Here is a 17,133-nt window from a genome sequence, read left to right as displayed (position 1 = left end):
GTACTAGTATGTTACAACCAAAGAAAACAAAATATCGGAAACAATTTAGAGGTAAACGCAGAGGTAATGCTGAGGTTGGTTCAGATATTTCTTTTGGAGAATACGCTTTGCAATCATTGGGTCGAGGTTGGGTAACTAGCCAACAAATCGAAGCTGCTAGAAAAACCATTACCAGCTACACTAAACGTATGGGTCGCAGTTGGATTCGGATTTTTCCAGACAAACCCTATACCAAACGAGCAGCTGGATCAAGAATGGGTAGCGGCAAAGGTGATGTAGAAGGCTATGTAGCCGTAGTTAAACCAGGCCGAATTATGTTTGAAATTTCGGGAGTAAGCCGAGAAATTGCCCAAGAAGCTTTACGCCGAGCCAGTCACAAATTTGGTATTAGAACAAAATTTATTGAAAAAGAAGATTAAGTATGAAAAAAGATCGCAAGCAAACTATTAGAGAGATGAGTATTGGTGAACTAAGCAAACGTCTGACTGAAATTACTAAAGAATTGGTTGATGCCAAAATGAGTTTAGCTATGGGAACTTTGAAAAATGTTCATCAGATTAAGCTGCTACGGCACGAAATGGCTTTTATTAAAACTATCTTAACTAAACGTCAGCAGGAAGCTGAGCCTGGTAAATAGGAGTAATGTATGAAAACAATAACTGGAATTGTCGTTTCAAATAAAATGGAAAAAACGGTGAAAGTTCAGATTGACCGATTATGGATGCATCCGATGTATAGAAAACAAATCAAGCGAAGTAAGACCTTACTGGCTCACACTGATAAAATTATTGACCTGGGAACCACTGTTGTTATTGGAGAAACCAGACCGGTCAGTAAAAATAAAACTTGGAAAGTAATCGAAATTGTAGCTGGTGGTAGTAAGAAAGTACTTGAACAAACGACTAAACAAGCTGCTCAAGAAGAAGATAAAAAACTCGTTGAGGAAAAACCCTCAAAACCAACTCTAGCTGAAACTAAAAAAGAAACTGTTAAAAAAGATTAATATATGATACAACTACGAACCGTCCTACAAGTTGCCGATAACTCAGGAGCTAAAAAACTCAGAGTCATGCTTGTTCATGGTGGCAGCAAACGCCGTTTTGGCTATGTAGCTGATATTGTAACTGCCAGCGTCATCAAAGCTGATGCAACTGGAGCAGTTAAAGATGGCGATAAGGTCAAGGCTGTGATTGTCCGGACCAAAAAAGAAATCAGACGTAATGATGGTTCTTATATTCGTTTTGATGAAAATGCAGCTGTGGTAATTGAAAGTTTAACTTCCAAAAATCCGATTGCAACCAGAATTTTTGGGCCAATTGCCAGAGAAGTTAAAGATGCCGGTTTTGCCAAAATTGCATCCTTAGCACCTGAAGTTTTATAAAAACCTATGAAACAAACAAACACTAAACTACGAGTCGGAGACAGAATTGCAGTTACCAAAGGTAAAGACCAAGGTAAAACTGGATCTATTGAAAAAGTCATAGCCAACAAAGGCCAGGTTTTAGTGGAAAATATTAACATGGTCAAAAAGCACGTTAAGCCTCGGGGTAATCAGCAAGGTGGTATTATCACTGTCAATCGACCTATGAGTATTGCCAATGTGCAAGTAGTTTGTCCAGCTTGTAAGAAACGAACCAGAATTGCTTTTGAAGGTGAAGGTAAAGAAAAACAGCGAATTTGTAAAAAATGCAAAGCTGTTTTGGAATTTAAAAAAGAAGATAAAAAGTAAGTTTTAACCTATGAATAGATTACAAGAAAAATACCAGAAGGAAATTTTACCACAGCTCAAAAAAGAGCTTGAGATTGCCAATAATATGGCTGTACCCAGACTGGCTAAAATTGTAGTCAATATGGGAATGGGTGATGCATCCAAGGATAAGCAAATTCAAGAAAAGATTATGGCTTATATGACTCAAATCGCTGGTCAAAGACCTCAATTTAGAAAAGCTAAAAAATCGATTGCTGATTTTGGTGTTCGTGAGGGTGATGCTGTTGGAATCAAAGCTACCCTACGAGGAGAACGAATGTATGAATTTTATGACAAACTCTGCTCCATTGTCTTGCCGCGGTTACGGGATTTCCAGGGTGTTAGTCTTAAAGCTTTTGACACTCAAGGCAACTACAATTTGGGTCTTTCGGAACAAATTGTCTTTCCAGAGGTAGTTTATGATACAATCGATCGGGTTCGAGGACTGCAAATTACGATTACTACCACTGCCAAAAATCGGGACGAAGCTTATTTATTACTAAAATACTTAGGCATGCCATTTGAAAAGAAAGAGGAGAACTAATATGTCAACCACAGCAAAATTTGTTAAAGATTTAGAAAAGAAACCTAAGTTTGCCAACCGCAAACGTAACCGCTGCCAATTATGTGGTCGACCTAGAGGTTATATCCGGATGTTTGGACTATGCCGTTTGTGTTTTAGAGAGCGGGCTCACAGAGGCGAGTTACCAGGTGTAACCAAAGCTAGTTGGTAATTATTAGAAATTAATACTTAAAAAAGATTATGTATTCAGATCCAATCGCAGACATGCTTACCAGAATCAGAAACGGCTATATGGCAAAGGCTGGACAGGTAGTCATACCTCACTCCAAGTTAAAAACCGCTATTGCTGAGGTTTTAAAGGAGAGTCAATATCTTAAAGAAGTTTCTGTTCAAGAAGAGAATAAAAAGAAAACTTTGGTAGTAGAACTTTTATACAAACAAGGTAAACCAGCTATTACTAAAATGATCCGAATCTCTAAAGCTGGTCGCCGAGTGTATCAGTCTAAAAGCAAGTTGCCGCACGTGTTGTCTGGTCTAGGGATTGCTATTATTTCCAACTCAAAAGGAGTTATGACTGATAAGCAGGCTCGTAAGCAAGGTTTAGGTGGAGAAATTGTGTGTCAAGTTTGGTAAACATAATATGTCAAGAATAGGTAAACAACCAGTATCAATTCCTGAAGGCGTAACTGTTGCTCTTGAAGATCGAGAGTTGGTAGCCAAAGGTCCTAAAGGCGAAAACAGAGTCAAAATTCAACATGGCGTTACAGTAACGGTAGCTGACAAAGAAGTAGTAGTTACTCGCAAAAATGATGCTAAAGCCATCAAGGCTTTACATGGGACAACCAGAAATTTGATCAACAATGCCGTTATTGGTGCAGCTCAGGGATATCAAAAAACGTTAAAACTGATTGGAACTGGATATCGGGTAGCTCAACAGGGTAGTAAATTACAGATTTCTTTGGGTTTTTCTCATCCGATTGATATTGAGCCAGTTGAAGGGATTACTTTCTCAGTTGACGGCCAAGATACCATTGTGGTTTCCGGTTGCAACAAACACTTAGTCGGTCAAGTGGCTGCCAATATTCGAGCCAAACGCCCACCTGAACCATATAAAGGTAAAGGTATCCGCTATGAAAATGAACAAATTATCAAGAAAGCTGGTAAGACCAGTAAAGGTGATGCAGCCTAAGCTATATGAAAAAAATTAATCAAATACGAGCTAAACGCCAAATGAGAAATCGAGCTAAAATTGCCCAAACTAGTGATCGAGCTCATTTAACTGTCTTTCGTTCTGGTAAACACATCTACGCTCAACTTATTGATCAAAAAGGTAAAACTTTAGCTACGGCTTCAGATGCCAAAGCTAAGAAAGGGACTAAAACTGAAAAAGCTCAGGCAGTTGGTGAAGAAATCGGTAAAAAAGCAGTAGAGCTTAAAATCAAGCAAGCAGTTTTTGATCGAGGAGCTTACAAATTTCATGGTCGGGTTAAAGCCGTCTGTGAAGGTGCTCGAGCTGCTAAATTAGTAATCTAACAAATACATACCTATGATGAACCCAAAAGGACAACAACGTCGCAACCAAGATCCACATCAGAAACCGGAAGAAAAAGAATTTGATGAAAAAATCATCCAAATCAAACGGGTTTCTAAAAAGACTAAAGGTGGTAATAATATTAGTTTTACCAGCCTAGTGGTGATTGGTGATCACAAAGGTAAGGCTGGGATTGGATTTAGCAAAGCTCCAGACGTTTTAAACTCTATTAGAAAATCGGTTAAAAAAGGCAAGAAAAACATGGTCTCAATTGATTTGGTTGGAGCTAATACTATTGCTCATCAGGTCTATCACAAACGTGGTGCAGCGGTCGTTTTACTTAAACCCGCTCCAGAAGGTACTGGCGTGATTGCTGGTGGTCCAGTCCGGGCTGTGGTTGAAGCTTTTGGAGTCCAAAATATTGTGACCAAATGTATGGGAACAGCCAATAAAGCTTCCAATGTTTATGCTACCTTTGAAGCTTTAGCTCAACTGAAAAAAGTCAAAGTCACTAAACCAACTGAAGCAAAACCAGAGAAAAAAGCTGAAATTAAGAAACCTGTAGCTACTAAACCAGTTTTTAAAAAAGAGATTAAAAAGACAGTCAAAAAAGAAATTAAACAAAAGACTAAATAAATAATACCTATGGTGACATTAGATCAATTACCAGCATCAGTTAGTAGAGGCAAAAAACGACTTGGTCGAGGTTATGGTAGTGGTAAAGGTGGCCATACTTCCTCCCGAGGTCAAAAAGGCCAGAAATCCCGAACTACAGCCAAATTGCTATTTGAAGGAACTAAAACCAATAAAGACTTTTTCCGCCGGACGCCATGGTTACGGGGTAAAAACCGGCTGAAATCATTTAATGAAAAACCAGTACTGATCCAAAGTTCCAGCTTATCTGTTTTTAAAGCTGGAGATGAAGTAGATCTCAAAGCTTTGACCAAGAAAAAATTGATTCCGGAAAAAACTAAAACCGTCAAAATTTTGTTTGACAAAGATCCGGGAGTCAAACTAATTCTCAAAGTTCCAGCTTCCAAAGCGGCTATCAAAGCGCTTCAAGCATAAGGTTTGTCATTTTAAACCTGTTTTAGAATCTTTTTGCCATCACCTTTTTACTTTAAGATTGAAACATTTCTTCTGGATCTGGAATATCAAAATCTTTACCAAACCTATCTATAAGAAAATCTCTCACAAGTTGCATATTTGATTTCTTTTGATTTTCACTAGAATTTTCTTCATCATATTCCTCTGCTTCTTCACCATTAAGTTTTTGAACTACAATTTTTAACTCTTGCCAATCAATACTTCTAAAATCTTGTTCTTCAAAATCATCAAAACTAAAATCCGTATCGCCTTCAAAAATATGAATAAACCTTTCATAAAACCACCAAGTTGGACTATCATCTTCGGGTTTGGTTTTAGGCAAATGATTATCTCCGTGCTTTTTGTTTAACTGTTCTACTCTTAAAATATCGTCTTTTGTCCATCCAGGTATTTCCATAGTATCAATAATACCATTTCTGAACAGATTGTAAGTGGCTCAGAAGAAGAAACTATAAAAAATATTTTTCAATGATAAAAGCCAATCCGTCTTCATTTACTGATGGAGCTATTTCATCAGCTATTTCTTTAAGTTCATCGACGGCATTGCCCATAGCTACTTTTAAACCACAAGCCATAAGTAGAGGAAAATCATTATAGCCATCACCAATACCAATAATTTCTTTTGGAGAAATATGTAAAAGTTTGGCTAGCTCAAAAACTGCATATTGTTTAGTAGCTTTGATATTTGAAAAATACACATCTGTCAAATGATCACTTTGATAAGAAGCAGCTTTAACCGCAGCTACATCAGAAACCGTTTCTGTAACAGCGTTTATTAGCTGTTCGGCTAAATCATAATCAATATCGTGAATTGAAATTTTTCGGACCTTAGCATGACTTGGAATTGTTTTAGGATTGTCTATACCTCCTATATCGCACGAAGCTCTTACCATCTGGCAATCTTTACTTAATTTTAAAATTTGGTTAGCTTTTTGGGGAGATAAAATCGCTTCCCATAAAATATTGCCATTTTTGCTATCTACAATGACAGCACCATTGTCAACGATACATGGGCCCAGAGTTCCCAAGTGATTTACCAAATACTCAACTAGAAAAAATGGTCGGCCAGTGGCGAAAGAAAATGTAAAACCTTTTTCTGAAAGTGACTTTATACTTTCAGCTACTTTTTCAGAAGGTAAAGCATTTGGGTTAATTTGTGTCAAAGTTCCATCAATATCTGAAACAATAGCTTTATATTTTGACATAGGAAGATTGTAACATGTTTGTTTGAGCAGGATTTGCTTTGAAACAGAAAAAAAATGCTAAAATCTTGATAATTGAATAATGAAACATAACATCTTTTTCTTAAACGCAGAAATTCTCAAACAGTATTTAAAACAGTATGGGAGAGGGGTACACTCAAAGGATTATGAATTTGCCATTAGTGTTCATGCTAAGGAATACTTTGAAGAAAAACTAAACCAACAGTTTGTTATTACCTTTGAACAAAATAGCAAGAGGCACAACTTTCCCAACCGCTTTACACCTAGTCTGGAACAGTTACGAGAAATCCTTACAACATATAATGAAGAAGATACGCCTGTGGATTTTGCATTGGCTCCAGTAAGTGCTGATAAACTTGAAGGGTATGCTTATCCGTTTCAAATAAAGAGATTTTATTCTACATCCTTAGATAGGGCTAACGAAAAACTTGCAGCATTCATCAATGAAAAAGCGAATAAATACCGCTCCAGTCAGGTAGGGCTTATTATTGTCCCTCAAATGAGGGGGCAGGAGACTAATACAAAAAGTTTTGACATTAAAGACTTGAAGAGTAAGCTAAACATCCAAGAAGGAGCTATTCGTGCAGTATATGTCTTCCAGTTCTTCAATGAAACTCCAAAATTTATTGGACTTTGGGCATCTCAAGAAGCATTAGCGGAAAATATCAAATGATTACACAGACCTCTTTACCAACCAGAGCAGATTTGCAACCTGTTCTAAGACAGTTTGTTATCTTGATCTCCTAATTTGGTATTTCCTCTTTCCTTTGCTACAATAAGTTGCCTAAATAAATACGCTGCTTAGTCTTTAATATAAGCAGTTTTTTAGTTTGTGCTTACATGAACATTGCTGAACTTATCCGATCAGTTTTTAATGCCAAAGAGCTTCGTAACAAGCTTTTATTTACCTTAGTTATTTTTGTCATTTTCCGTTTTGTAGCCCACATTCCTTTACCAGGAGTGGATACCGATGCTCTAAAAGCTCTGTTTAATAGCAATCAGCTATTGGGACTTTTGGATATTTTCTCAGGGGGAACTTTGGGTAATTTTTCAATTTTGGCTTTAGGGTTGGGGCCATACATTAATGCCTCGATTATTTTAAATCTACTGACAATCGTTATCCCTAAGCTGGAAGAGCTATCCAAAGAAGGGGATTATGGTCGGGAAAAGATCAATATGTATACTCGGTTTTTGACGATTCCTTTGGCAATTTTCCAATCTATTTCCATGATTGCGATTTTGCGCTCACAGCAGCCTCCCATTATTACCCAGATTAACCCAATTGGAATTACGGCTATGGTAATTACTATGGTAGCCGGAACGGTTTTGCTGATGTGGTTGGGAGAACTGATCACCGAGTTCGGAATTGGCAATGGTATTTCCCTGCTGATTTTTGCCGGGATCGTGGGTCGTCTGCCAGTATCTTTATTTCAAACTCTGTCTGTAGCTGAGACTTTTAATTTTATGAATATTGTGATTTTTGCAGCCATGGCCATTTTAGTTATTGCCGGGATTGTAGTAGTCAATGAAGCTACTCGTAAAATCACCATTTCTTATGCTAGGAGAATTAGGGGTCAAAGTGGCATCGGGAGTGTCGAATCCCATATTCCGCTACGGGTCAATCAAGCTGGGGTGATCCCGATCATCTTTGCTATTTCCTTGGTTTTAGTGCCTTCATTTATTGGCCGTTACCTCCAGACGCTTTCAAACCAAGGTTTGAGTAATTTTGGCATAACTTTAAATACTATTTTTAATCCCAGTGGTTTGTGGTACAACTTGCTCTACTTTTTGCTGGTAGTGGTTTTTACCTATTTTTATACAGCCATTACTTTTAATCCCAATAAAATTGCCGATGATATTAAAAAACAAGGTGGGTTTATCCCTGGGATCAGACCAGGTCAACCAACCTCTACTTATCTCAATCGAGTACTAACCCGAATTACTTTGGCTGGAGCGCTATTTTTGGGAGCCATTGCGATTTTGCCCTCAATTGCCCGGGAACTAACTCAAATCAATACCTTGGCGATTGGCGGAACCGGAATCTTAATCGTAGTATCAGTAATTTTAGAAACCAGCAAGAGTTTACAAGCTCAGTTGGTGATGCGTAATTACGACAAGTTTATTTATTAAGTACTTGTTCTTGTCATTCTGAACTTGTTTCAGAATCCCTTTATGGGACCTGCGATATACTCAGGATGATGAAAGTCATATGTTTATTATCATTTATGGTCCTGAAGGTTCTGGCAAAAGCACGCAATGTGTCATGCTGGCTGATAAACTAGATTTAACTAAATTAGGCTCTGGTGATTTGGTTCGTAAGTATGCTAAAGAGGATAAAGGGATTATTGGTCAAATCTGCCGAGACGGTTTACAAAAAGGTCACTATATTGCTGATAGCGAAATGTTTGTGATGTGGAAGCAACGGTTTAAAGAACCGGATGTGGATAAAGGTTTTGTAATTGAAGGTTTTCCTCGCAACATGACCCAAGCTTTGTTTTTAGATGACAAATTGTCTAAATATAAAAAAGAAGCTACTTTGGTTATTTATCTTAAAGTTCGGGAAAAAGAATCAATCAAACGTTTACTCAAACGTGGCCGTCGTAATCCTGATGGCTCATTAGCTGATTCGCCAGAAAACATCAGAGAACGGTTGCGCCGTTACAAAGCCGAAGAAAAAGACGTGCTGGAGTTTTACAAAGGTAAAGATATCCTTCATGAAGTTGATGGCGAACGTAGTATTGAAGAAATTCATGAAGATCTAGTCAAGCTAGCCCAGAAATATGACAATGGTACAGCTACTAAAGAGTAATCTGCAGATTGCAATTGATGGACCGGTTGGGGCTGGTAAAAGTATTGTGGCCAATTTGCTATCCAAAAAACTCGGCATTGTCTATGTTTATACCGGTGCCATGTACCGGGCGGTGGCTTACCTGGGTTTACAAGCTGGTGTTCCTTTAGAAAATGAAGATGCTATTTTAGATTTACTCCAAAAAGTCACAATTAAACTAAAACCCACTGATCAGGAAGATCGGGTTTGCACTGTCTTGATTGATGACCAGGATGTAACCGAAGCGCTATTTACTCCTGAAGCTAGTGCTGGGTCTTCGCAAGTTGCTGTACACCCAAAAATCCGGGCTGAACTGGTTACACAGCAGCAACGAATGGCTGATGATCACGCGGTGATTATGGAAGGTCGGGATATTACTACCGTGGTACTGCCTAAGGCAGACCTTAAAATTTTTATGACCGCTGATGTCAAGATTCGAGCACAGCGTCGGTTAGAGGATTTGGTTAAAAAAGGTTATCCAAAAACCCTTGACGAAGTGATTGCTGAAACCGAAGAACGAGATTATCAAGACAGTCATCGGGCAGCTGATCCACTTGTCCAAGCCTCGGATGCTTGGTATCTTGATACTACTGATTTAAGTATTTCTCAAGTTATCGAACTAATCTGTGATAAATTGAAAGAAAAGAATCTGATAGCATATGAAAGCTGATTTAAAGACCAAAGCCGAAATAGAAGCCATGCGTGAGTGTGGTTATAAGCTGTCTTCAGTTTTAGAGCGACTTATTCCTTTTAGTACCACAGGCAAAACTCTTTTGGAGATTGAAAACTTAGCCCAAAAACTAATTGCCGAAGAAGGGGGTAAGGCTGGTTTTGCCATGGTGCCTGGCTATGATTGGGCAACCTGTATTAATATTAATGACGGCATTGTGCACGGTATTCCCAATCAGTATCAGCTGCGGCCAGAAGATGTCGTTTCAATAGATATCGGCATGTACTACAAAGGTTTTCATACCGATATGTCGACTACTTTTCAGGTTGAACCTCAACATAATAAAGAAATTGACCACTTTTTGCAAACCGGTCAAAAAGCCTTAGAAAAAGCTATTGCTCAAGTCAAACCTGGCAACCGCATTGGACACATTTCTCAGGTGATTGAAGATATAGTAGAAGGTCAGGGCTATAGCTGTTCCCGTAATCTGACAGGTCATGGAGTGGGTCGGACGCTACATGAATACCCCCAAATTCCCTGTATTTTAGTTCAGGATATTGATCAAACCCCTTTAATTAAGGCAGGGATGACTTTGGCTATAGAGGTCATTTATGCTCAAGGAACCTATCAAAATAAAACATCAAAAGAAGACGGATGGACAATTTCCACTGCTGATGGTAAAATTGCTGCTGTCTTTGAAAAGACCATCGCCGTAACTGACGATGGTTATTTGATTCTAACACCTTAAAACCAAAAAAATGCACTTTGCTAACGAGCTTTTTTTTGATATAATTCACCTCTGTAACTATGGGGAAACAAAACTTTGAAACAAAAGAGGGAGAGGTCGTTGAAGCCCTGCCAAATACAACCTTTAGAGTAAAATTAGACGAAGATGAACGGGTGGTTCTATGTACTTTATCTGGCAAAATGAGAATGTATAAAATTCGAGTTTTACCAGGTGATCGGGTCAAAGTTGAGTTTACTCCATACGATGAAAATAAGGGGAGAATAGTCTTTAGAAGCAAGTAATTTCCCACTATTTGTAATTAGCAAAGGTAAGATATTATGAAAGTACAAGCTAGTGTTAAAAAAATTTGTCGGGAGTGTAAAATCGTTCGTCGTCGTGGACGACTGACGGTTATTTGTAAACGTAATAAACGTCATAAACAACGTCAAGGATAAAACCTATGCCAAGAATTGCCGGAGTTGATATACCAGAACAAAAACGAACCGAAATAGCCCTAACCTATATTTATGGGATTGGGCGTTCTAATGTAGCTCAAATTTTAAAATTAGCCAATGTGGATGGAGATAAACGGGCTAAAGATTTGACCGATCAAGAAGTGTCCCGAATTGTTAAAGCTCTAGAAACCATGCCGGTTGAAGGAGCTTTACGTAAAATTGTAGGCGAAAACATTCAACGACTTAAACAAATTCGAAGTTATCGAGGTATGCGTCACGCAGCTAGACTGCCAGCTCGAGGTCAACGGACCAGAGTAAACGCTCGGACTCGTAGAGGTCGCAGAATGACAGTAGGAGCCCTAACCAAAGAAATGGCTCAAAAATTAGATGAAGCTAAAAAAAGTTAAAATTTAATGTGCTATGGCAACAGTAAGTAAAGCTAAAAACAAACAAGTAACTAATGGTCGCGTCTATGTGACCGCTACCTTCAATAATACGTTGGTTATGGTGACTAACGAAGAGGGTGATGCGCTATGTTGGGGTTCTAGTGGTAGCAGTGGTTTTAAAGGTTCCCGAAAATCTACTCCATATGCAGCTACTACTGCAATTGATAAAGTCATTCAAGAAGCCAAGCAAATGGGTTTAAAACAAGTTAAAGTCTTTATTAAAGGCCCTGGTGTAGGTCGAGATGCAGCTCTGCGAGTTTTGCGTAGTAGCGGTGTCAAAGTCAGCATGATTGCTGATGTGACCCCAATTCCTCACAATGGCTGTCGACCCAAGAAAAGACGCCGAGCCTAATAAATAGTTATCATAGAAAATTATGGCAAGATATACTGGACCAAAAAATCGATTAGCTCGTAGCTTAGGCCGAGAATTAGGTCTTAAAACTAATGCAGCCAAACTGGATCGCCGCCTGCAAGTTCCTCCTGGACAGCATGGACCAAAGGGTCGACGCGGTAAGCCATCTGACTATAGTTTACAGCTTAAAGAAAAACAAAAAGTCCGCTGGACGTATGGAGTTTTAGAGCGTCAATTCCGTCGTTACTTTGAAGAAGCTCGCAAAAATCCTAAAGCTACTGGTACCCGCTTGCTTCAGCTTTTAGAGCTGAGATTAGATAATGCTATTTTCCGAGCTGGATTAGCCCCAACCCGAACTGCAGCCCGCCAGTTTGTGACTCATGGCCATGTTTTAGTAAATGGTAAAAAAGTTGATATTCCATCTTATCAAGTCAAAACAGGTGATACCGTGACTTTAGTCAATAAACTATTGGAAACTCCAGTAGTTAAAACATTATTGGAAAATAAAAAATATCAAATACCCAAATGGATGGAGCGTAAAGCTGCAGTTGGTAAAATTGTCAGAGAGCCGGAACGGAATGAAATGGATTCAGATATTTCTGAACAATTAATCGTTGAGTATTATTCTCGTTAATAAATTAAGCCTGCGGGATATTCCACTATTGTGGAGTGAGCAGGAAAAGGAGGCACTATGTTGCAACCACAATTTAAAATCGAAACTCTTGAAGAGAAAGATGGCTATGCCAAGCTTTCGATTGAACCATTGGAACAAGGCTATGGTCATACTTTAGGTAATGCTCTACGCCGAACTCTACTGACCTCTATCAAAGGGGCTGCTGCTGCTTCAGTCAAAATTGACGGAGTCAAACATCGTTTTAGTACCCTTTCAGGCATGAAAGAAGATGTAGTCGAGTTTTGTTTACAACTAAAACAGCTTCGGATTAAATACGAAGGTGATGAGCCAGTCGAGTTACGCTTAGAAGTTTCAGGCAAAAAAGAGATTACCGCTGCAGCTATTGAAGCTCCAGCTGGAGTCGAAATCTTAAATCCAGAATTGGTTTTAGCTCATTTATCAGATGCCAAAGCCAAACTTAAAGCTATTATTACTGTCGAATCCGGCTATGGCTACAAATTAGCTGAAGAACGCCGTACTTCAACAGTTGGCGTAATTCCTTTGGATACAGCTTATTCACCGATTTTACGGGTTAAGTATGATGTTAAAGAAACCCGGGTCGGACAACGAACTGACTTTGACAATTTACTGTTGGACATTTGGACTGATGGTACAGTCAAACCTCAGGATGCTGTGGTTTCAGCTGCTAAAACCTTAATCAGCTATTTTAACCAAATCGTCGATCCAGTTTTACCAGAAAAAGAAGAAAAAGAGGAAATTGATCCTCATGAACAAGAAGTCATGAGACTAACTGTTGAAGAGCTGGATTTACCTACCAGAATTGCCAATGCTCTGCGCAAAGGCGGTTTTGAAACCGTTAAAGATTTATCTAAGGCTAGTAAAGATGAAATTGCCAAAGTCAAAAATCTTGGCGGTAAATCGGTTGATATTGTAGTTGAAAAATTAGTTGAAAAAGGAATCAGCGTTGCTGCTGAGTAAGGTATGAGACATCAAGTATCTGGTTTAAAACTAAACCGAGACACCAATCATCGCAAACAACTTGTTAAAACCATGGTAAGCCAGTTGGTTCTACAAGGAAGCATGGTTACAACTGAAGCTAAAGCTAAGCTAATTCGCAATGTGACCCAAAAACTCTTGGTTAAAGCCAAGGAAAATACCCTTCATATCAGACGTCAACTGATTGCTCAACTGGGTAATCCTCAGGCTGTCAAGCAAATGATGGATCATATTGCCCCAAAACTAGCTGATGCTCCAGGTGGGTTTGTAACTATGGTTCGTCAAGGAACTCGTCGCGGTGACAACACTATGATGATTAAACTTGAACTACCGGTTGTAAAAGAGCTGATTCAAGAACAGGCTCAAAAAGCTAAAGAAGAAAAAAAGATAGCTAAAAAACCTGTCAAAAAAACCGACAAAGCTGAATCAAAGAAAAAATAAAACATATGACTACAACTGCGACTAAAAAAACTGATATCAAACGCACTTGGCATGTTATTGATCTAAAACATCAAGTTTTAGGTCGAGCTTCAACGCAAATTGCCGAACTGTTGATTGGTAAACACAAATCTTGTTTTAATGCTCATGTTGATTGTGGAGATTATGTAGTAGCTATTAATGCTGCTAAAGTTGAGGTGACTGGACGAAAAGCTAAACAAAAAATGTACTACAGTCATAGTGGCTTTCCCGGTGGTTTCAAAGAAGTTAACTACACCCAACAAATGGTTAAAGATCCAAGAAAAATTATCGAACATGCTATTTCCGGCATGTTACCTAAAAACAAACTTAAAAAAGACCGCATGAAGAGGCTTAGAATTTTTGTTGATGATAAGCATCCTTATGCTGATAAATTAGAAAAATAATATGGCTGATACCATCGCTAAACCAAAAATAGTTAAAAAAGATTACGTGGCTGCAGTTGGCCGACGCAAAGAAGCCACTGCTCGAGTTCGTCTGTATCTGACCAAAAAAGGTGAGATTGAAGTCAATGGCAAACGAATTGAAGAATATTTTCCTGGAGAAATTGCTAAATCAATGTATGCTGAACCATTGCGAACTTGTAATTTGATTGGCAAACATGCTATTTCAATCAAAGTGAACGGTTCTGGTAAAAATAGCCAATTAGGAGCTATTGTACATGGTATGGCTCGAGCTATTGATAAAATTGATCCGGAAAAATATCACCCAATTTTGAAAAAACGAGGTTTATTAACCCGAGATCCTCGGGCTAAAGAACGCCGCAAAGCTGGTATGGGTGGAAAAGCTCGAGCTAAGAAGCAATCTCCGAGACGGTAAAGTTTACAAAGGCAGTATTCTTGTTTAGAATAATTATATGATTACAAACTCTCAAACCTTTAGCTTTTTTTATTTTTGGATGAACCCAAAGTTTGTTTGAGAGGTTAGTGGATTGCAAAAAGTAAAAAAATAAAACCCTCTCAAGCAGAGGGTTTTTTAGTAAGCATTTGTCATCCTGAACGAAGTGAAGGATCTAAAATTTAAAAGAAAGATTCTTCGCCCCAATTTTCATTGGGACTCAGAATGACACGTGACTTTAGTGTTTGTCATTCTTATGAAGGCAAGAATCGTTTTATGATTATAAATCTAAATTGGTTTTATTTTTATTTTTTTAGCCGCTTATTTGGAAGCGCTTAGTTTTGGTTTTTAAAATTTATAAACCCAAGCCGCTTCCAGAAGGAAGCGGTTTTTTATTTTTAAAAGGAGGAAAGTATGATGGGACCAGACCAAGTAGCAGAACGAAGACCAAAAGCTGGGATTGAAGAAGTTATTGCTCGATGGAATGAAGCTTTTGAAACAAGTCAAAGAAATCATAGAGGAGAAGAAGGGTGTGACGTCATAGCTATGGCAGAAGCTTTAACGCAGTGTCCAGATGCTATTTTAATATTAAATGATCTAATCTAAATCAAGAGCTCTTTGCACCATTGTTTCTTTTCTTCAGTTACGGTAACAAGGACAATACCCTGATTGGGTTGGCCGTAGAGAATAGTGCTGCCAAGAGGTAGAAATAAAATTGCCGGCAAAAGTGCTAAATCCTCTTCGCCATCAATTTTGAGATGTTGGCGATGTGTTAAACCACTTTGCAAAGCTGAAACTAGTTCTTGAGAGATAGTACCGGCAGGATTTTGGCAGGTGATCAAATTTGGACTTTGCAGAAAATTATCGACTGAAGTTTCTAGGTTTTGACGCTGTTCACGCTTATCAAACACATATACCTGAACAGGCAAATTATTTTGATGAGCATAGAGCGAAGAAATATCACCAATAGCTACATTAAGTTGTCTGGTATCAAGCTTGCTAGCAATTTGTTCTAAATCAGGGTTTCGTATCAGTTCTCCCAATGGTTCTTTTAAAATTTGTTTTTGCATATCACTCATAGCTAAATCATGGTCAAATATCTGCCTATACACAAAACCATCACGATCAATTTCGCCTTCGCGAATTCTGGTTGAGCTGATATGTTGGCCATCACTACTTTCTTCCAGATGGCAAACTTCAATAGGTAAGACCGGTTTATCTAATTCTTGCCGTTTTTGATTGATAGCTTCAGCTCCTGGTTTTGTCAAAGGGCTGACGACCAAACAGTCGATCTGTTCACCATCGAGTGTCGGACCATACATATCATGTAATTCGACTATATTAAAACGATTTTGCCAGCCTCGCTCATTGGCAAAAGCTTCAATATCGGCCTTGCGTAGCTCAAAATCTTGGATAGCAAAGGCTAAATCTTTATGGCTATTCATACCATTTCTGGTAATCCCAATTGCTACCTTTTCAGCCACTGAAAAAGCATGAGTAAGCAAAGTTTGATGGCCTTTGTGAAGATGGTCAAAAGTGCCGCCTAAAGCAGCGAACTGGTACTTATTCATAATAGTTTATTGTATCCTACATCTATTTTTAACTAAAAACTAATTTTAATTTCACACCCTCTTCATACTCATAGTTGTATAGTATGAGTTATTAACAAATCAAAAAAAGGAGGCACATATGCCAACCCCATCTTTACTAACCGCTTTTTCTCTCCTATTCATGGTTACTTTTGCAGTTGTTGCTTTTTCAGCGCCAATTTATGGTCATAATCAGGATCAAATTGAGCAACAATTTTCAGGAGGTGAAGTTTTAACAAGCCAGGTTGATGGAGCCGGAACTATGATGGACGATGATATAGCCACTTGTCATGCACCGCCTCCAAATTAGAATAAATTCCAGCCAACAGAAAAATTTAACCGTAGTACCAGTTGAATACTGGTGCTACGGTTTTTAGAGCAATTAATTAGATATATGTGACAAAACTAGTTTTGTAAGGAACCTTTTCATAATCCAAAGTATTAAGTACTTTATGAATACCAAGTGTTAACATATCTAGAAATGCAAAAAAAGTATCTTGATTCCAAGCTCCATCCCAAAGCTCAAATCCCATATCAGCATCAATTTTGCCTGGCTCACTCTGTTTAGTTATAAAGATCTTGGTAAGTTTTAGTTTGTCATTTAAGTCCAAAAGGGACTGGCAATAATTAGCTGGCACTTGTTTTAATAAGCCAACACTATTTACCATAACAAATTCACCTTCGGTCCGAAAACTTAATAAAATGGCTTTGGCTTTTCCTTCCAATGTTAAAGGAGATAAAAGAACAGTTTTACCATCAGCATTAGTTTCTTTATAATTCCAGCCATAATTACTCAAAAATGTTTTAATTTCTTCAAGAGTTGGAAATTTGATATTTTGATCCATGTAGACGAATTAAATGATACCGCTCATTAATCCCTAGTCTTTAGACTAGAGGTGAAAGATTAGTTCTGGCATAATTTCTGGTATGGGACTCAAATATTGGATGGGTGCTCATACCAAGCATAGGTTGCTTTACCATCTAGTATTCAT

Annotated in this window: 32 protein-coding genes; 28 read left to right on the top strand and 4 right to left on the bottom strand. The window is 38.3% G+C overall.

The genetic code is table 11. From position 1 onward, the window contains the following. The first annotated feature begins 8 nt into the window (after positions 1 to 8). The 12 genes from rplP to GYA49_01045 are packed head-to-tail and all read left to right on the top strand — an operon-like array spanning position 9 to position 4,869. Entirely contained in the window at positions 9 to 419 is a 411-nt protein-coding gene (rplP, locus tag GYA49_01100; GenBank protein NMC35621.1) for a 50S ribosomal protein L16, read from the top strand. Between the two features lie 2 nt (positions 420 to 421). Continuing rightward, positions 422 to 637, top strand: coding sequence for a 50S ribosomal protein L29 (gene rpmC / locus GYA49_01095; GenBank protein NMC35620.1), 216 nt, complete (start codon positions 422 to 424; stop codon positions 635 to 637). 9 nt (positions 638 to 646) lie between these two features. Then, the gene (rpsQ, locus tag GYA49_01090) at positions 647 to 1,003 is read left to right on the top strand and encodes a 30S ribosomal protein S17 (protein NMC35619.1); all 357 of its coding nucleotides are present in this window, start codon (positions 647 to 649) and stop codon (positions 1,001 to 1,003) included. A 3-nt stretch (positions 1,004 to 1,006) separates the two neighbouring features. Then, positions 1,007 to 1,381, top strand: coding sequence for a 50S ribosomal protein L14 (gene rplN / locus GYA49_01085; protein NMC35618.1), 375 nt, complete (start codon positions 1,007 to 1,009; stop codon positions 1,379 to 1,381). Between the two features lie 6 nt (positions 1,382 to 1,387). Then, on the top strand, positions 1,388 to 1,729 hold the full coding sequence (rplX, locus tag GYA49_01080) for a 50S ribosomal protein L24 (GenBank protein ID NMC35617.1): 342 nt from the start codon (positions 1,388 to 1,390) through the stop codon (positions 1,727 to 1,729). A gap of 10 nt (positions 1,730 to 1,739) precedes the next feature. Continuing rightward, complete coding sequence (gene rplE / locus GYA49_01075; GenBank protein ID NMC35616.1) at positions 1,740 to 2,291, top strand: 50S ribosomal protein L5; 552 nt, start codon at positions 1,740 to 1,742, stop codon at positions 2,289 to 2,291. 1 nt (position 2,292) lies between these two features. Then, on the top strand, positions 2,293 to 2,481 hold the full coding sequence (locus GYA49_01070; GenBank protein NMC35615.1) for a type Z 30S ribosomal protein S14: 189 nt from the start codon (positions 2,293 to 2,295) through the stop codon (positions 2,479 to 2,481). Between the two features lie 26 nt (positions 2,482 to 2,507). Beyond that, on the top strand, positions 2,508 to 2,903 hold the full coding sequence (gene rpsH, locus GYA49_01065; GenBank protein NMC35614.1) for a 30S ribosomal protein S8: 396 nt from the start codon (positions 2,508 to 2,510) through the stop codon (positions 2,901 to 2,903). A gap of 7 nt (positions 2,904 to 2,910) precedes the next feature. Next, positions 2,911 to 3,459: a 50S ribosomal protein L6 gene (rplF, locus tag GYA49_01060; GenBank protein ID NMC35613.1), complete on the top strand. Its 549-nt coding sequence runs from the start codon at positions 2,911 to 2,913 to the stop codon at positions 3,457 to 3,459. A 5-nt stretch (positions 3,460 to 3,464) separates the two neighbouring features. Continuing rightward, a complete protein-coding gene (locus GYA49_01055; protein ID NMC35612.1) occupies positions 3,465 to 3,803 on the top strand; it encodes a 50S ribosomal protein L18 in 339 nt (112 codons plus the stop codon). Between the two features lie 16 nt (positions 3,804 to 3,819). Further along, complete coding sequence (rpsE, locus tag GYA49_01050) at positions 3,820 to 4,437, top strand: 30S ribosomal protein S5 (GenBank protein ID NMC35611.1); 618 nt, start codon at positions 3,820 to 3,822, stop codon at positions 4,435 to 4,437. A gap of 9 nt (positions 4,438 to 4,446) precedes the next feature. Further along, positions 4,447 to 4,869 carry a hypothetical protein gene (locus GYA49_01045; GenBank protein ID NMC35610.1) on the top strand — a complete coding sequence of 141 codons (423 nt, stop codon included), beginning with the start codon at positions 4,447 to 4,449 and terminating at the stop codon, positions 4,867 to 4,869. A gap of 52 nt (positions 4,870 to 4,921) precedes the next feature. Here the strand turns inward: GYA49_01045 and GYA49_01040 are convergent, their stop codons facing one another. Beyond that, positions 4,922 to 5,305: a hypothetical protein gene (locus GYA49_01040; GenBank protein ID NMC35609.1), complete on the bottom strand. Its 384-nt coding sequence runs from the start codon at positions 5,303 to 5,305 to the stop codon at positions 4,922 to 4,924. A 52-nt stretch (positions 5,306 to 5,357) separates the two neighbouring features. Continuing rightward, positions 5,358 to 6,113, bottom strand: coding sequence for an HAD family phosphatase (locus tag GYA49_01035; GenBank protein NMC35608.1), 756 nt, complete (start codon positions 6,111 to 6,113; stop codon positions 5,358 to 5,360). A gap of 79 nt (positions 6,114 to 6,192) precedes the next feature. Here GYA49_01035 and GYA49_01030 point away from each other — a divergent pair, with 79 nt between their 5' ends. The 15 genes from GYA49_01030 to GYA49_00960 all read left to right on the top strand — a co-directional run bounded on the left by GYA49_01030 (position 6,193) and on the right by GYA49_00960 (position 15,158). After that, positions 6,193 to 6,804 carry a hypothetical protein gene (locus GYA49_01030; GenBank protein NMC35607.1) on the top strand — a complete coding sequence of 204 codons (612 nt, stop codon included), beginning with the start codon at positions 6,193 to 6,195 and terminating at the stop codon, positions 6,802 to 6,804. Positions 6,805 to 6,971: 167 nt separating this feature from the next. After that, the gene (secY, locus tag GYA49_01025) at positions 6,972 to 8,261 is read left to right on the top strand and encodes a preprotein translocase subunit SecY (GenBank protein ID NMC35606.1); all 1,290 of its coding nucleotides are present in this window, start codon (positions 6,972 to 6,974) and stop codon (positions 8,259 to 8,261) included. Positions 8,262 to 8,340: 79 nt separating this feature from the next. Continuing rightward, positions 8,341 to 8,940: a nucleoside monophosphate kinase gene (locus GYA49_01020; GenBank protein ID NMC35605.1), complete on the top strand. Its 600-nt coding sequence runs from the start codon at positions 8,341 to 8,343 to the stop codon at positions 8,938 to 8,940. Continuing rightward, positions 8,912 to 9,628, top strand: coding sequence for a (d)CMP kinase (locus GYA49_01015; protein ID NMC35604.1), 717 nt, complete (start codon positions 8,912 to 8,914; stop codon positions 9,626 to 9,628). Before GYA49_01020 ends, GYA49_01015 begins: the two co-directional genes overlap by 29 nt. Further along, positions 9,618 to 10,376 (top strand): type I methionyl aminopeptidase, encoded by a 759-nt coding sequence (map, locus tag GYA49_01010; protein ID NMC35603.1) that lies wholly within the window; start codon positions 9,618 to 9,620, stop codon positions 10,374 to 10,376. The genes GYA49_01015 and map overlap by 11 nt, the downstream gene beginning before the upstream one ends. 59 nt (positions 10,377 to 10,435) lie before the next feature. Next, on the top strand, positions 10,436 to 10,657 hold the full coding sequence (infA, locus tag GYA49_01005) for a translation initiation factor IF-1 (protein ID NMC35602.1): 222 nt from the start codon (positions 10,436 to 10,438) through the stop codon (positions 10,655 to 10,657). Positions 10,658 to 10,693: 36 nt separating this feature from the next. After that, positions 10,694 to 10,810 (top strand): 50S ribosomal protein L36, encoded by a 117-nt coding sequence (gene rpmJ / locus GYA49_01000; protein ID NMC35601.1) that lies wholly within the window; start codon positions 10,694 to 10,696, stop codon positions 10,808 to 10,810. A gap of 5 nt (positions 10,811 to 10,815) precedes the next feature. Further along, on the top strand, positions 10,816 to 11,217 hold the full coding sequence (gene rpsM / locus GYA49_00995) for a 30S ribosomal protein S13 (GenBank protein ID NMC35600.1): 402 nt from the start codon (positions 10,816 to 10,818) through the stop codon (positions 11,215 to 11,217). Between the two features lie 13 nt (positions 11,218 to 11,230). Further along, positions 11,231 to 11,608, top strand: coding sequence for a 30S ribosomal protein S11 (gene rpsK / locus GYA49_00990; protein NMC35599.1), 378 nt, complete (start codon positions 11,231 to 11,233; stop codon positions 11,606 to 11,608). A 22-nt stretch (positions 11,609 to 11,630) separates the two neighbouring features. Further along, positions 11,631 to 12,242, top strand: coding sequence for a 30S ribosomal protein S4 (gene rpsD / locus GYA49_00985; protein NMC35598.1), 612 nt, complete (start codon positions 11,631 to 11,633; stop codon positions 12,240 to 12,242). A 57-nt stretch (positions 12,243 to 12,299) separates the two neighbouring features. Continuing rightward, positions 12,300 to 13,220 (top strand): DNA-directed RNA polymerase subunit alpha, encoded by a 921-nt coding sequence (locus GYA49_00980; GenBank protein ID NMC35597.1) that lies wholly within the window; start codon positions 12,300 to 12,302, stop codon positions 13,218 to 13,220. Between the two features lie 3 nt (positions 13,221 to 13,223). Then, on the top strand, positions 13,224 to 13,679 hold the full coding sequence (rplQ, locus tag GYA49_00975) for a 50S ribosomal protein L17 (GenBank protein ID NMC35596.1): 456 nt from the start codon (positions 13,224 to 13,226) through the stop codon (positions 13,677 to 13,679). Positions 13,680 to 13,684: 5 nt separating this feature from the next. Further along, on the top strand, positions 13,685 to 14,101 hold the full coding sequence (rplM, locus tag GYA49_00970; GenBank protein ID NMC35595.1) for a 50S ribosomal protein L13: 417 nt from the start codon (positions 13,685 to 13,687) through the stop codon (positions 14,099 to 14,101). 1 nt (position 14,102) lies between these two features. Next, a complete protein-coding gene (gene rpsI / locus GYA49_00965) occupies positions 14,103 to 14,534 on the top strand; it encodes a 30S ribosomal protein S9 (GenBank protein ID NMC35594.1) in 432 nt (143 codons plus the stop codon). Positions 14,535 to 14,966: 432 nt separating this feature from the next. After that, complete coding sequence (locus tag GYA49_00960; GenBank protein NMC35593.1) at positions 14,967 to 15,158, top strand: hypothetical protein; 192 nt, start codon at positions 14,967 to 14,969, stop codon at positions 15,156 to 15,158. On the opposite strand, the gene GYA49_00955 is transcribed toward GYA49_00960, so the two are convergent. Then, on the bottom strand, positions 15,155 to 16,123 hold the full coding sequence (locus tag GYA49_00955; GenBank protein NMC35592.1) for a pantetheine-phosphate adenylyltransferase: 969 nt from the start codon (positions 16,121 to 16,123) through the stop codon (positions 15,155 to 15,157). The genes GYA49_00960 and GYA49_00955 overlap by 4 nt on opposite strands. Positions 16,124 to 16,241: 118 nt before the next feature. Between GYA49_00955 and GYA49_00950 the strand changes: the two genes are divergently transcribed. Next, complete coding sequence (locus GYA49_00950; GenBank protein ID NMC35591.1) at positions 16,242 to 16,451, top strand: hypothetical protein; 210 nt, start codon at positions 16,242 to 16,244, stop codon at positions 16,449 to 16,451. 76 nt (positions 16,452 to 16,527) lie between these two features. On the opposite strand, the gene GYA49_00945 is transcribed toward GYA49_00950, so the two are convergent. Further along, on the bottom strand, positions 16,528 to 16,986 hold the full coding sequence (locus tag GYA49_00945; protein ID NMC35590.1) for a hypothetical protein: 459 nt from the start codon (positions 16,984 to 16,986) through the stop codon (positions 16,528 to 16,530). Positions 16,987 to 17,133: the final 147 nt, after the last annotated feature.

Source organism: Candidatus Beckwithbacteria bacterium (genome assembly GCA_012797845.1).
Classification (GTDB): Bacteria; Patescibacteriota; Microgenomatia; order UBA1400; family UBA1449; genus JAAZOH01.
Note: the sequence above shows the minus strand (reverse complement) of the source record. Positions and strands in the feature narration are given on the sequence as shown.